11 protein-coding genes and 2 tRNA genes are annotated in these 13,863 nt (G+C 42.4%); 11 read left to right on the top strand and 2 right to left on the bottom strand.

The window, feature by feature from the left end; all coding sequences use genetic code 11:
• The first annotated feature begins 267 nt into the window (after nucleotides 1-267).
• The 7 genes from CHX27_RS04045 (at nucleotide 268) to CHX27_RS04015 (ending at nucleotide 9,256) form a co-directional block, all read left to right on the top strand.
• Complete coding sequence (locus CHX27_RS04045; RefSeq protein ID WP_094485484.1) at nucleotides 268-1,569, top strand: PSP1 domain-containing protein; 1,302 nt, start codon at nucleotides 268-270, stop codon at nucleotides 1,567-1,569.
• Entirely contained in the window at nucleotides 1,553-2,038 is a 486-nt protein-coding gene (locus CHX27_RS04040; protein WP_094485483.1) for a gliding motility lipoprotein GldH, read from the top strand. Before CHX27_RS04045 ends, CHX27_RS04040 begins: the two co-directional genes overlap by 17 nt.
• Nucleotides 2,039-2,040: 2 nt before the next feature.
• The gene (locus tag CHX27_RS04035) at nucleotides 2,041-4,362 is read left to right on the top strand and encodes a penicillin-binding protein 1A (protein ID WP_094485482.1); all 2,322 of its coding nucleotides are present in this window, start codon (nucleotides 2,041-2,043) and stop codon (nucleotides 4,360-4,362) included.
• A gap of 21 nt (nucleotides 4,363-4,383) precedes the next feature.
• Nucleotides 4,384-5,088 (top strand): CoA transferase subunit A, encoded by a 705-nt coding sequence (locus CHX27_RS04030; RefSeq protein ID WP_094485481.1) that lies wholly within the window; start codon nucleotides 4,384-4,386, stop codon nucleotides 5,086-5,088.
• Nucleotides 5,089-5,090: 2 nt separating this feature from the next.
• The gene (locus tag CHX27_RS04025) at nucleotides 5,091-5,747 is read left to right on the top strand and encodes a CoA transferase subunit B (RefSeq protein ID WP_094485480.1); all 657 of its coding nucleotides are present in this window, start codon (nucleotides 5,091-5,093) and stop codon (nucleotides 5,745-5,747) included.
• A 150-nt stretch (nucleotides 5,748-5,897) separates the two neighbouring features.
• Complete coding sequence (locus CHX27_RS04020; protein ID WP_094485479.1) at nucleotides 5,898-8,357, top strand: right-handed parallel beta-helix repeat-containing protein; 2,460 nt, start codon at nucleotides 5,898-5,900, stop codon at nucleotides 8,355-8,357.
• Nucleotides 8,358-8,374: 17 nt separating this feature from the next.
• Nucleotides 8,375-9,256: a hypothetical protein gene (locus CHX27_RS04015; RefSeq protein WP_094485478.1), complete on the top strand. Its 882-nt coding sequence runs from the start codon at nucleotides 8,375-8,377 to the stop codon at nucleotides 9,254-9,256.
• Between the two features lie 226 nt (nucleotides 9,257-9,482).
• Here the strand turns inward: CHX27_RS04015 and CHX27_RS04010 are convergent, their stop codons facing one another.
• A complete protein-coding gene (locus tag CHX27_RS04010; protein WP_243388957.1) occupies nucleotides 9,483-10,688 on the bottom strand; it encodes an ABC transporter permease in 1,206 nt (401 codons plus the stop codon).
• On the bottom strand, nucleotides 10,688-11,080 hold the full coding sequence (gene rbfA / locus CHX27_RS04005; RefSeq protein WP_094485477.1) for a 30S ribosome-binding factor RbfA: 393 nt from the start codon (nucleotides 11,078-11,080) through the stop codon (nucleotides 10,688-10,690). The genes CHX27_RS04010 and rbfA overlap by 1 nt, the downstream gene beginning before the upstream one ends.
• 86 nt (nucleotides 11,081-11,166) lie before the next feature.
• On the opposite strand from rbfA, the gene mce reads away from it, so the two are divergent.
• The 4 genes from mce (at nucleotide 11,167) to CHX27_RS03980 (ending at nucleotide 13,825) form a co-directional block, all read left to right on the top strand.
• Nucleotides 11,167-11,586 (top strand): methylmalonyl-CoA epimerase, encoded by a 420-nt coding sequence (gene mce, locus CHX27_RS04000; protein WP_094485476.1) that lies wholly within the window; start codon nucleotides 11,167-11,169, stop codon nucleotides 11,584-11,586.
• Between the two features lie 19 nt (nucleotides 11,587-11,605).
• Nucleotides 11,606-11,679: transfer RNA gene (locus CHX27_RS03995), tRNA-Ile, on the top strand.
• Nucleotides 11,680-11,800: 121 nt separating this feature from the next.
• A tRNA-Ile gene (locus tag CHX27_RS03990) sits at nucleotides 11,801-11,874 on the top strand.
• A gap of 1,192 nt (nucleotides 11,875-13,066) precedes the next feature.
• Entirely contained in the window at nucleotides 13,067-13,825 is a 759-nt protein-coding gene (locus tag CHX27_RS03980) for an RHS repeat domain-containing protein (RefSeq protein WP_094485474.1), read from the top strand.
• The last annotated feature ends 38 nt before the right edge of the window (nucleotides 13,826-13,863 follow it).

Genomic DNA, 13,863 nt, shown 5'->3' with positions numbered 1-13,863 from the left:
TTTCATAAATTGACTAAAGTGGTCAACCTATTTTAGGGACGTACAACGTACAAGCTTCTAGTGTCTAGTTTCTATCTTCTAAAAAAGAAAGACAATTTTTTCAAAATCATTCGTTTAAACACATAAATATCCAAAACTTTCACGTTGGTTACTTTAAGATTAATTTGACAGCACCAACTCTTGTCGGATTTTGCCGATATATAGTATCTTTACCGATTGAATTATTAACGATTTCAAGTTGTTCTCGCAACAACATCTCTATAAAATATGGCTTGTGGAAATTGCTCTACCGGAGGCTCAGCGCCGGCGGGCTGCAACAATAAAGGCACATGCGGAACCGATAGTTGTAACAAACTAACGGTTTTCGACTGGCTTTCAAACATGAGTTTGCCTGCCGGACAGGAAAAATTTGATTGCGTAGAAGTGCGTTTTAAAAACGGAAGCAAAGACTTTTTCAGAAATGTCGACAATCTAAGCTTAAGTATTGGCGACGTTGTTGCTACCGAAGCTTCACCCGGACACGATATCGGAATTGTGACTCTTACGGGCGAGTTGGTTCGCGTTCAAATGAAGAAAAAAGGCGTGAAAGACCGTGCCGATGTTCCAAAAATTTACCGAAAAGCAAGTCAGCGCGACATCGACATTTGGAAAAGTGTTCGCGATCGAGAAGAAAGCATGAAAGTAAAAGCCCGCGAATTAGCTATCGCACTAAAATTGCAAATGAAAATTTCGGATATCGAATTTCAAGGCGACGGTTCGAAGGCTACTTTCTATTATACCGCAGAAGATCGTATCGACTTTAGACAACTCATCAAAGAATTTGCGAAAGAATTTAGTACGCGAATCGAAATGAAACAGGTTGGTTTCCGGCAAGAAGCGGCTCGTTTAGGCGGTATCGGTTCCTGCGGAAGAGAATTGTGTTGCTCTACTTGGCTCACCGATTTTCGTTCGGTAAATACTTCGGCGGCGCGCTACCAACAGCTTTCGCTCAATCCACAGAAGTTGGCCGGACAGTGCGGAAAGCTAAAATGCTGTTTGAATTACGAGCTCGATACATACATGGATGCCTTAAAAGGATTCCCGGATTTCGACACTAAATTGCAAACAGAAAAAGGCGTTGCTATCTGCCAAAAGCAAGATATATTCAAAGGCTTAATGTGGTTTGCCTATCCGGATAACTTTGCCAATTGGCATACCTTACGCATCGAACAGGTCAAAGAAATCATCGAAGAAAACAAGCAAAAGCGCTTGGTTTCAGCACTAGAAGACTATGCGATCGAACCGGTTGAAAGCAAAGAGAAAGACTTTACAAATGCCATGGGTCAAGAAAGTCTGACTCGTTTCGACCAACCAAAACGCCGCCGAAATAACAAGAAAAACAAACCAAAAGGCGAAAAAGTTGGTGTGGCCATAAAACCGAAGGAAAAGCAAGCGGTTGCCGCACCGCAACAAGCAAAGGAAGGAGCCGCTCCAACTGCTGCAAAGAAGCCAAACAAGAACAAAAAGCGCTTCAACGATCGCAAAAAAGGAAATCCAAAAAACGGTCCGAACAATGAGAAAACTTCTTAATTGCCTGCTGATTTTTTGCGTTTTACTGTTAGCGTCTTGCGACAAACTTCGCGTATACGACGAATACGTACATGTGGGATCGCAATGGCATAAAGATTCGATTGCAAGCTTTGAATTAAAAGACATCGAACTTCAAAAACCGTATAACTTATTCATCAACGTTCGTAACAACAACGACTATGAGTTTAGCAATTTGTACCTAGTTGTAAAAATGGAAGAACCAAACGGATTAACCAAAGTAGACACCTTGCAGTACTTGATGGCTAATCCGGACGGAACGCTCATGGGCGATGGATTTAGCGACGTGAAAGACAACAAATTAGTTTACAAATTGAATTACCGCTTCGATAAAAAAGGCCCATACAAAGTAAACATCGGACAAGCCGTACGAAAGACGGGCAATATCGAAGGTGAAGAATATTTAAAAGGCGTAACCGACATCGGATTTAGAATCGAATCAATACCCTAATTATGTCAATTAAGGAACAATTTAATATCAATAGAGACATCTCTTTTTACAAAAAGAAGTTTTGGCGCTACTATTTTTACCTCATGGGCGGAATCTTCGCCACTTTTTTGTTTGCATCGTGGGGCTTGCTGGGTTCTATGCCATCGTTTGAAGAGCTTGAAAATCCAAATTCAAACTTGGCTACAGAAATCATTTCTTCAGACGGCGTGGTAATCGGAAAGTTTTATAACGAAAACCGGACGGCTATCAAGTACAAAGATCTGCCAAAAAATCTGGTAAACGCACTTATTGCTACCGAAGACGAACGTTTCTATGAGCATTCTGGCATCGATGGTCGTCGAACACTAGGCGCTGTTATTAAAGTTGGAACCGATGGCGGTGCTTCTACCCTAACCCAGCAATTAGCTAAGCAACTTTTTCACGGCGAAGGCTCGCACTTCATCTTGTTCCGGATGATCCAAAAAGTAAAGGAGTGGATTATTGCCGTTCGCCTTGAGCGACAATACACCAAAGACGAAATCATTGCAATGTATTTTAACGTGTACGATTTCAACAACTACGCCATCGGAATTCGTTCTGCGGCAAAAACTTACTTTGGCAAAGAACCAAAAGAACTTACCACAGACGAATCGGCGATTTTAGTTGGTATGTTTAAAAATTCGGCGCTTTACAATCCGGTTCGAAATCCGCAAGGCGTTAAAAACCGTCGCAACGTAGTTCTGGCACAAATGGCTAAAGCCAATATTATTAGCCAAAACGAAAAAGAGCGTTTACAGAAATTGCCCATCAAACTGAAATTCGAATTGCAAACACATAAATCCGGAATTGCCACGTATTTCCGCGAATACCTGCGCGAATTCATGAAACAGTGGGTTAAAGACAATAAAAAACCCGACGGTAGCGACTATGATATTTACCGCGACGGACTAAAAATTTACACTACGATCGATTCGCGTATGCAAACCTACGCTGAAGAGGCGGTACAGATGCACTTGAAAAATCTGCAAGAAGAGTTCAATACCGAGCAATCTAAAAACGAAAACGCACCTTTCATAAAACTCACCGAAGCCGAAACGGAAAAGTTGATGATGAAAGCGCGCAAAAATTCGGAAAGATGGCGCATTCTTAAAGAAAACGGGAAATCGGATTCGGAAATTCTCGCTTCCTTCAATAAGAAAACAAAAATGAGCGTGTTTACGTGGGACGGAGAGCGCGACACGGTAATGACGCCAAATGATTCTATTCGCTACTACAAAAGCTTCTTGCAAACCGGGATGATGGCTATGGAACCGCAATCCGGACACGTAAAAGCATGGGTTGGCGGAATCAATTACAAGCACTTTCAGTACGATCACGTGGCTCAAGGTGCAAGACAAGTTGGTTCAACATTCAAGCCGTTTGTTTACGCAACTGCAATTGAACAGTTAAACATGTCGCCTTGCGATTCTATTATCGACTCGCCATTTACGATACCAAAAGGTCGCCATAACGTGACCGAAACCTGGACGCCAAGTAACTCCAACGGCGAATACCGCGGCATGGTAACCTTAAAGAAAGCATTAGCCTTGTCGATTAACACCGTTTCTGCAAAACTAATCGACAAAGTGGGTCCGGATGCCGTAATCGAACTCACTAAAAAATTAGGTGTAAACAGCGATATTCCCTCGCAGCCATCAATTGCTTTAGGCGCCGTTGAAATCACCGTTCAAGATATGGTTGCAGCTTACAGTACTTTCGCTAATCAAGGCGTTTACGTGAAGCCGCAAGTTATCGACCGCATTGAAGATAAGAACGGCGTGCTGCTATACAAACCCGTAACCGAACAGCACGACGTTTTAAATAAAGATATTGCCTATGCGGTGATTAAACTTTTGGAAGGCGTTACGGAATCGGGTTCGGGAGCACGATTACGCACGGAAGGTGGCGGCCACGGATACAATCGGGTAACGGGTTATCCCTACGCATTCCGAAATCCAATTGCAGGGAAAACAGGAACTACTCAGAATCAATCGGATGGTTGGTTTGTAGGCATGGTTCCCAACTTAGCCGCTGGAGTTTGGGTAGGAAACGAAGATCGTTCCGCGCACTTTAAAGGAATAACCTATGGTCAAGGTGCAACGGCCGCGCTGCCCATTTGGGCCATATTTATGAAAAAATGCTACGGCGATGAAACGCTTGAAGTATCTCGAGAACCCTTTGAAAGACCTGCGAATTTGCAAATAAAAGTTGATTGTTATCAGGCGGTTCGCGACACCACTTCTACAGATGAGAACGAGAATGTACCTGTTGAAGAAGAACAGAATACAGACGAATTTGAGATTTAAAAATCAAAAAAATCAGCATAAATGATTGTAAAGAAAGTAAACTCTGTCGCTGAAGCTCTTGCAGGTATTCAAGACGGAATGACGATTATGCTTGGCGGTTTTGGCCTTTGTGGCATTCCCGAAAACGCTATTGCGGAATTAGTTCGACTGAACGTAACGCAACTAACTTGCATTTCAAACAACGCCGGTGTAGATGATTTTGGATTGGGACTTCTACTTCAAAAGCGACAAATCAAAAAAATGATCAGTTCGTATGTGGGAGAAAATGCCGAATTCGAACGTCAGATGCTGTCGGGCGAATTGGAAGTAGAATTAACGCCACAAGGAACCTTGGCCGAAAAATGTCGCGCGGCTCAAGCTGGAATTCCCGCCTTTTACACGCCTGCCGGTTACGGAACCGAAGTGGCTGAAGGTAAAGAAGTAAAGGAATTTAATGGCAAAATGCACATTTTAGAACACGCTTACAAAGCCGACTATTCGATAGTGAAAGCGTGGAAGGGCGATGAAGCGGGTAACTTAATTTTCAAAGGAACTGCACGCAACTTTAACGCACCTATGGCAGGCGCGGCAAAAATTACCATAGCCGAAGTTGAAGAATTAGTGCCAGCCGGAACACTCGATCCGAATGAAATTCATATTCCTGGAATTATGGTACAGCGCATTTTCCAAGGAGAAACATTCGAAAAGAGAATTGAGCAAAGAACAGTAAGACCGAAAAACAGCTAAAGATGCTAACCAAAGAACAAATCGCAAAACGAATCGCTAAAGAAGTAAAAGACGGCTTTTATGTGAATCTGGGAATTGGTATTCCGACTTTGGTAGCCAATTATGTACGCACCGATATTTCGGTCGAATTTCAAAGTGAAAACGGCGTCTTAGGCATGGGACCTTTTCCCTTCGAAGGCGAAGAAGATGCAGATATCATAAACGCAGGAAAGCAAACCATAACTACTTTACCCGGAGCTAGCTTTTTTGACTCGGCTTTTAGTTTTGGAATGATCCGTAGCCAGAAAGTAGATTTAACCATTTTAGGAGCGATGGAAGTTGCCGAAAATGGCGATATTGCCAACTGGAAAATTCCTGGAAAAATGGTGAAAGGTATGGGCGGAGCAATGGATTTAGTTGCTTCCGCAGAAAATATTATCGTAGCCATGATGCACGTCAATAAAGCGGGAGAATCAAAAATACTTAAGCGCTGCACACTACCACTAACAGGCGTGGGCTGTGTTAAAAAAGTAGTAACAGAATTGGCCGTTCTAGAAATAACGCCTAGCGGATTTAAACTTCTCGAAAGAGCACCGGGCGTAACGGTAGAAGAAATTGTAAAAGCTACCGAAGCAAATCTGATTATTGAAGGTTTTATCCCAGAAATGGATATTTCTTAAAGAATCAATCCGAACAAATGTTAAATTGATTCATACAATTCTTAAAAAGTTACGAATTAACATTTATAATCGTCAATACCGCGCAGTTAATCGATAAAATAGCGCTACTCGTCTGTAGCACAATACTTTTGCAGCGAAAAAGTTTTTGCTATGAGACTATTGTTTACCCTTGTTGTATTTCTGCAAGTTACATTTACGGCTTTTGGCCAAGTTCCCGGTGGAACTTATGTAATACAGACTTCAAATGCTGACCCAAATTTTCGCACACTAACTGCTGCAATTACTCGAATAAATAATGTCGGTGTTTCCGGCCCCGTTGTCTTAGCGCTTGCGCAGAATCAAACCTTGACCAATCCTGTTGTAATCAATGCATTCACAGGAGCAAGCGCCACAAACACCTTAACCATCCGACCTAATGTAGGACAAAACAACATCGTAATCTCTGGTGCATTTACCAATCGAGGTGTCATAGAATTTAATGGTGCGGATTTCATAACCATCGACGGAAATAATACAAGCACTAATCAAACACTTACGATCTTCAACAACTTTAACGATAACAACAATTCATACAGCAACCGTGCTGCGATCCGAATGTACGGCGGAGCCACAAATAACCGCATCCGTAACGCCATCATTCAAACAAACATTGTAGGTATTACAAATGGAACAAACTCCATCGGAATTTATGCCGGAGGTAATGCCAATTTTATCGCAAACGGCGACAATGCAACCAATACCATCGAAAACAACCAATTTGTCAATGTAAAACAAGGCATTTGGGTCGCTGGAAATTCAACAGCAAATTCAGGTTGGGAAATTCGTAACAACACCATCGGAAATTCCAATAACAACGCAAAACCCTATTACGGAATTTACTTGAACAACACCACCAACGCCACAGTTACAGGCAACATTTTAGATGGTATCCGACGACCAAACGGCTTAGGTGGAAGCCCGACGTTCGGAGGAATTTATATTTTTGGCGCAAATGCCGTAGTTTCTTCAAACACCGTAAAAAACCTAGAAAACGCCACCGGAAACGACACGAACACCGTGATATATGTGGAAGGAAACACCGCGGTAATATCAGACAACAACATTGAGTCGGCACTTACAAATTCTACATCTATAGGATTAAATGCCATTCATGTAAAAGGAAACAACGGAACGGTCAACGGAAACGAAATTTATACCATCCGCGCTTCCGATTCAAAACTAGCTACAGGAATTTATGTCGAAGGAAATTCGAACACCTTATACAACAACATGATAAGCAATGTTTCGTCGGCCGGTGGTGGCGACCCAAGTAGTCAAGGTGGATACGGAATTTACCTCAAATCGGGAACCGGAAATCGTTTGTACTACAATTCTGTACTCTTGAAAACAAATCAAGCTGATGGAGCCTCAGCCTGTTTGTATATCGATGCCGGTACACAGTTCGACATTCGAAACAACGTGTTTGTAAACCAACAAACCAGCGGTTCTATTCGCTTTGCCATTTACACAAACGTGACAAACCAAAGCAGCTTTACACAACTCGATTACAACGACTACGTTTCAACACAGCACATCGGAAGCTGGGGAAGTTATTATACAACCACAAACCGCAGAACGAGTTTAGCAAATTGGCAAACCTCAAGTGGGAAAGATCAAAACTCCATTTCTGTGACGCCCGATTTTGTTTCCGACACCGATTTACGTTTAGAAACAGAAGTAACAAACTTTGATAATGAAGGCGTGGTACTTTCAGGGTTTAGTTCAGATATCGACGGACAAGAGCGCAGCACCACTACGCCAGACATGGGCGCCGACGAGTTTTCGCGTTGCAGCAGCACCACAGCTTGGAGCGGTACCGCATGGTCTAATGGAACACCAACAGCAACCACTTCAGTAGTGCTAAACGGAAACTACAACACCGCCACAAACGGATCGTTCGTTTGCTGCGAATTACGTGTAAAAAACAATCGCACGCTTACCATTGCGCCAAACACCGTTGTTCAAGTTGAAAACGGAATTGATGTTGAAGGCTCTCTAATTATTGAAGACGGCGGAAGTTTAGTGCAAATTAGCGACACCGCTACACACAACGGCAACATTACCGTAAAACGAAAAACAACTCCACTTAAGCAATACGATTACATCTATTGGAGTTCGCCACTCAAAAATCAACCTGCATACGTACTGGTAAATGGCGCACAAACTTGGACATTCAAATACGATCCTATGGAGAGTGGAAACGCCAATTACGGTTGGGTTTACGTGCAAGAGACTGATATTTTAACTCCCGGTCTCGGATACTCGGCACGAGCACCCGAAAACCTGACGTATAACCCAACAAATTTATACGAGGTTACATTTACGGGAGTTCCAAATACGGGAATCATAGCGATCCCCGCGGCAAAAAATGGCGCAGCTACATTTAACTTAATTGGAAACCCCTACCCTTCCGCACTCGATGCCGATTTATTCCTATCTAATACAAATAATTTAGGAATCCTTACTGGAACCATCTACATATGGACGCATAACAGCGCTATCAGCGCATCATATCCCGGCAATTATGCCTTTAACTATTTTCTGCCGACGACTATGCCGTTTACAACTTAACAGGTTCTGTAAAAGGCTTGCCGGCAACTTCTGGCGGTGTGGCTCCAAACGGCAAAATTGCATCCGGACAAGGCTTTTTTGTCGAAGTACAAAACAATTTGTCTAATGGTGTCAGAGACCTGATCGTTAATAACAGCATGCGCGTTAAAACACCAAACAGCAATAACCAGTTTTTCCGACCAGCTTCGCAGGTGCAAGCAGCCACTTTTTCCGAACCAAACAACTCCGATAAAAGTCGCGTTTGGTTGAATCTAACGAATCCAGACGGTGCTTATACCGAAACTTTAATCGGTTACGTACCTGGCGCAACAAATGAAATCGACTATGGTTTCGACGGCGACGTTAACAACGGCGGAAACTACTTTTCATTCTACTCCCTTCTAAACGATAAAAAACTCGTAATACAAGGTAGAGACCTCAATTTTAACGACAACGATGTCATTCCGTTAGGATATACTTCGACACTTGAAACACCTGCTTCTATAGGTATCGAAAATCTAGACGGCTTTTTCGAAAACCAAGATGTGTTTCTCTTGGATAAAGAACTAGACATCCTTACCAACATCAAAGAATCACGCTACCATTTCACTACAACCGTCGGAACTTTCGACGAGCGTTTTGAATTGCGCTTTACCTCTGCTCCACTTTCAGTCGACAATCCAGACTCTGGTTCCGACCTTCAAGTCATAAAAACCGGAAATAAGCTTGGATTTAGAAGCAACGGACAGAAAATAACCTCTATCTCGGTTTTTGATGTGAGCGGCAAGAAAATAGGAAATTACAACACAGAAAACGCCGACACATTTTACATCGACAACTTAGCTGCGCAAAACCGTCTAATAATCGCACAAATAAGTTTAGAAAATGGTGCAGTAGTAAGTCGTAAAATTATTCACTAAATAACGTGAGTTCGATGTAAAAATTAAAGTTAGAAATCAGTTAAATAGTTGATTACAAGGCATATTTTCTTTGGGATACCGAGGTATCTCAAAAAAATACAACGAAGTAAGCGACTGTTTAACTGATTAGCTTTTAAAATAGCTCAGCAAAAATTTCCGTAAACTATTTAAATGACTCAATTTAAGCGTTCTAACGTAGATTTTTATGTCGAACTCACGTTTGATATTATTTCTCGCTAAGAAAACGAGCAGAGACACGGTTCGACGCTAACATCGAAGCTAAAATTCCCAATGTCGTTATGGTGACAAAAACTATAATGACATTTTTTATCTCGAAAACAATCGGATATGCTAAGGTTGGAGTAATCATCACCAAACTAAATTGCTGCTGTAAATACACCAAAACGGCACCAATTCCGATACCGATAATACCACCAACAACGCACAACAAACTGCCTTGTAACAAAAAAATACGGCGTAACTGCTTAACCGACATTCCCATATTTAACAAGGTTTGCAGATTGCTTTTCTTCTCGATAATCATCATAATCAATGCGCCAATGAGGTTAAACATCACGATGATTAAAACTAAAGTAAAAAACAAATACACCACTAAATTCTCGGTATTGAGCATTTTGTACAACGCATCGTTAAGCTGCGCCCGATTTTTCACTTCAACCTTCGTTCCCAAAATTTGTCCGATTGCTTGTTGGGTTTGGTCTACTTCATCCGAACTGCTCACCGCAAATTCAAGAGCGCTGTATTCGTCCGGTTGGTATTCCAACAGCTGCTGCGCGAGTCGGATGTCGCAAAAAACGTAATTGGCATCTAACTCTTCCGAAACCGAAAAAAAGCCCGAAGGATATAAAACGGTTTGGTGAAAGGCATCCGATACGGCATTCACCTCAGCGCCACCGGCACGTGGCATCAAAACTTCGAATACGTTGTTGTAATCCAGCAAACCTATCGATAAATTCTGTGCCAAGCCCGAACCAACAACTACTTGTCCGCTGTTCTGCAAAAACCATTCGCCGGCGTAAATCGATTTCTGCAAACCCGTTACTGCCGTAAAATTTCCATCAACGCCTTTCAAAACAGCCACTTGTTCTTTGCCGTTGTACGTAAATAAAGCGCGCTCTTCAACCACGCCCGACCATTTGTGCACGTATGGAAGCTCTGTTAATCGACGTTTCTGTTCCGGGGTAATTCGAATCGATTTTCCTTGAACAACTACCGCTTTCAAATCCGGATCGGCCGCATTTGAAAACGAAAGTGAAAAATCAATCAAACCACTAAAAACCGACAAAGCCACAAACAAAGCGGCTCCTCCGGCAACAATGCCCACGGCGGCAATCCGGTTAATAACGTTAATTGCGGTGCTCTTGCTGGCACTGCGCAAATATCTGCGAGCAATGTAAAAAGAAACGTTCACTACGATTTCTTTCTGCGTGGTAATAATTCGGGGTTCTCAATCGGATTTTCAGCGCCCGACAAGGCCTTATCGATTTGTTCGATGTATTCCAACGAGTCGTCGATATAGAAATTTAACGACGGTACGCGGCGCAATTGCATTTTCACGCGTTGTGCCAAATCGTGTTTAATTAGCGGAGCGTTGGTTTTAATGGCGGCCAACATTTCTGCGGCACGTTCCGGTGGAAAAATGCTTAGGTGAACCGCGGCAACCGATAAATCTGTGGTAACAGAAACTTTACTCACAGAAATCACCAAATTAGCAATGTGGTTTTTACGGATTTCGCCTTGCAAAATATCAACCAAATCTTTTTGCAATAAAGCGCCTATTTTTTTCTGTCTGTTTGTTTCCATGCTGCAAATTTAGGCGAATCGTGCAAAATGTAAGGCACTAAAGCGCAGAACATCGGTACGAAAGTTTATTTTTGAAAAAAAACGATATGCTTAAAATAGAACATATAGGAATTGCGGTGCGCGATTTGGCAGCTGCTAACAGTTTGTACGAAAAATTGCTAGGAGCCGCACCGTACAAGGAAGAAACCGTTGAAAGTGAGGGCGTAAAAACCTCTTTTTTCGAAAACGGACCCAATAAAATCGAGTTGTTAGAAGCAACCACAACCGATTCGGCTATTGCCAAGTTTATAGAGAAAAAAGGCGAAGGCATTCACCATATTGCGTTTGCTGTAGCCGATATTCAGGCAGAAATGGCACGTTTACGCGAAGCCGGTTTCACTTTGCTAAACGATACACCCAAGCGCGGTGCCGACAATAAGTGGGTTTGTTTTGTGCACCCAAAGTCGGCAAACGGCGTTTTAGTCGAGTTGTGTCAGGATATAGTTGCAGAAAACACAAATAGTTAGTAATATTGCAGCCCTAAACGGTCCTATAGCTCATTCGGTTAGAGCAACTGACTCATAATCAGTAGGTGCTTGGTTCGATTCCAAGTGGGACCACCCGAAAGCCTTGCCTTGTGCAGGGCTTTTTCGTTTTTAGGATGNAACGGCGTTTTAGTCGAGTTGTGTCAGGATATAGTTGCAGAAAACACAAATAGTTAGTAATATTGCAGCCCTAAACGGTCCTATAGCTCATTCGGTTAGAGCAACTGACTCATAATCAGTAGGTGCTTGGTTCGATTCCAAGTGGGACCACCCGAAAGCCTTGCCTTGTGCAGGGCTTTTTCGTTTTTAGGATGTTTATTTGGGCACATCCTGCCGCCGGATATTTAGTGGAAACAGCTGTGGCGGCAGGTCGGGCCTTACGCTACAAGGCGCACTTCAAAAGTCGTTTCAACCAAATTTTGCGTCGGCTTCTGGGGTCGCCCCCGCAAAATAGGCTTCAATCGCCTTTTTTCAGCACGGCTTTTCGCTGCAGTCCCTTGTGCGAAAGCGTGCAAGATGAGAGTGCAAAAATTACAATACCGCTCCACAAGCATCGCCCGCCTTTGCGCCAACCTCAAAATTTTGTGCAAATCCCAACCAACCCAGAACCTTCCTTAAACGCATTCTCGTTCCATAAATTTCTCCCAACTTTGCGGTTAAATCTTAAGTATGAGTGATCAATTAATTGCAATCTGTTTTATAAAAAAATGGGGAGTGCAGTTTTTAATTTCTAGGACTGTTGCAGAAGTTTTTTCAGATCGCGACAGCCCAGACTTTGGATGGTACAATATTCTCCAATCAAAAGCAAACGACCATATAACTATCTCATTTTGAGACAAATTATAGCAAAGTAAATTAGGTTACTTGCTTGGTATTTGCGAAATCCTGTCCGCCTAGGAGGATCGTAGCACGGGGCAATACGGGCCGGCGCGGGCGAGCATGGAGCTAATTTCTTAGAAGCGAAATTTGCTGCGCTTTTTAATTAAACTACAATGAATTTTTTGGGTTGCGGCCGGCCCAGACTTTGGATAGTACAAATTTCGCCAATCAAAAGCAAACGGCCATACAACTACCTCATTTTGAGATAAATTATAGCAAAGTAAATTAGGTTACTTGCTTAGTATTTGCGAAATTCTGTCCGCCTAGGAGGATCGTAGCATAGGGCAAAGTAAAACTAAATTCGAAATGCGTTTTTAGGTAAGCTGTATGAAAAATCTAGGTTGCGGCCAGCCCAGACTTTGGATAGTACAAATTTCGCAAATCAAAAGCAAACTACAATACAACTACTTCATTTTGAGACAAATTATAGCAAAGTAAATTAGGTGAGCTGCTTGGTATTTGTGAAATTTGTAGCAAGGGGCAATACGGGCCGGCGCGGGCGAGCCAGAAAAAATGGGAATACTATGGTTGTAAGATTGTTCCTCTAATACGTTCTTAGAAATTTACTTCCGCAGAAGGCTACGTGGAATTCGTAGATCCCACCCGCTTTTTCTACGTGTACAACTACACCGATCACCTTGGAAACGTGCGTTTAAGCTATACGCAGGACAGGAATACTGTTAAAACGTTAGAAGAAAACCATTACTACCCCTTTGGCCTCAAACACGAAAACTACGCCAGTGAGCGTTTTGAACGCATCCGCGAACCCAACGGCCATTTATACGTGATACAACCCACGGAAAGACGGGAGTGGCAGTATAAGTACAACGGCAAAGAGTGGCAAGATGAGTTGGGGTTGAACTTTTACGATTACGGAGCGAGGATGTATGACCCAGCTATCGGTAGATGGCCTTGCATTGACCCACAAGCTGAATTATTAGAAAGATCTTCGCCATATGTTTACGCTTTAAACTCTCCTTTGATTTATGTTGATAAAGATGGAGAATTACCTATTCTTATAAATGGTAAAACAACAAGTGATAGTGAAAGAGCAGATTTAAGCTACTGGACTGCAGCAATTGTAAATACTATTAAAAACTCAGGTATAGCAAATCCAGGTGGTGAAGTACACTATGTTGATGGAAACAGAGGGCATAGTTGGTCTAGTAAGTCTGGTGGTTATGCAACTAAAGATGATAATGCTTTGCCTGCGAGTCGCAGAGCACAAGGCGGACGATATGCAGCTGATGGAGATTGGAAAACAATATTATCTAAATTAGCACGCGATCCTGAAACAGGAAAAATAATTGAAAAAATACAAATTTATACTCACAGTATATAGGCTTCCCCTAATTCGAACCGTTTATAAATCAAATTTAT

It is taken from the genome of Flavobacterium aurantiibacter (assembly GCF_002251775.1).
Lineage (GTDB): Bacteria > Bacteroidota > Bacteroidia > Flavobacteriales > Flavobacteriaceae > Flavobacterium > Flavobacterium aurantiibacter.
This window is presented reverse-complemented; position numbering and strand designations above follow the sequence as displayed.

Coding starts and splice junctions, on each gene's coding strand:
- CHX27_RS04045 (WP_094485484.1), top strand. CDS start 268: ATGGCTTGTGGAAATTGCTCTACCGGAGGCTCAGCGCCGGCGGGCTGC.
- CHX27_RS04040 (WP_094485483.1), top strand. CDS start 1,553: ATGAGAAAACTTCTTAATTGCCTGCTGATTTTTTGCGTTTTACTGTTA.
- CHX27_RS04035 (WP_094485482.1), top strand. CDS start 2,041: ATGTCAATTAAGGAACAATTTAATATCAATAGAGACATCTCTTTTTAC.
- CHX27_RS04030 (WP_094485481.1), top strand. CDS start 4,384: ATGATTGTAAAGAAAGTAAACTCTGTCGCTGAAGCTCTTGCAGGTATT.
- CHX27_RS04025 (WP_094485480.1), top strand. CDS start 5,091: ATGCTAACCAAAGAACAAATCGCAAAACGAATCGCTAAAGAAGTAAAA.
- CHX27_RS04020 (WP_094485479.1), top strand. CDS start 5,898: ATGAGACTATTGTTTACCCTTGTTGTATTTCTGCAAGTTACATTTACG.
- rbfA (WP_094485477.1), bottom strand. CDS start 11,080: ATGGAAACAAACAGACAGAAAAAAATAGGCGCTTTATTGCAAAAAGAT.
- mce (WP_094485476.1), top strand. CDS start 11,167: ATGCTTAAAATAGAACATATAGGAATTGCGGTGCGCGATTTGGCAGCT.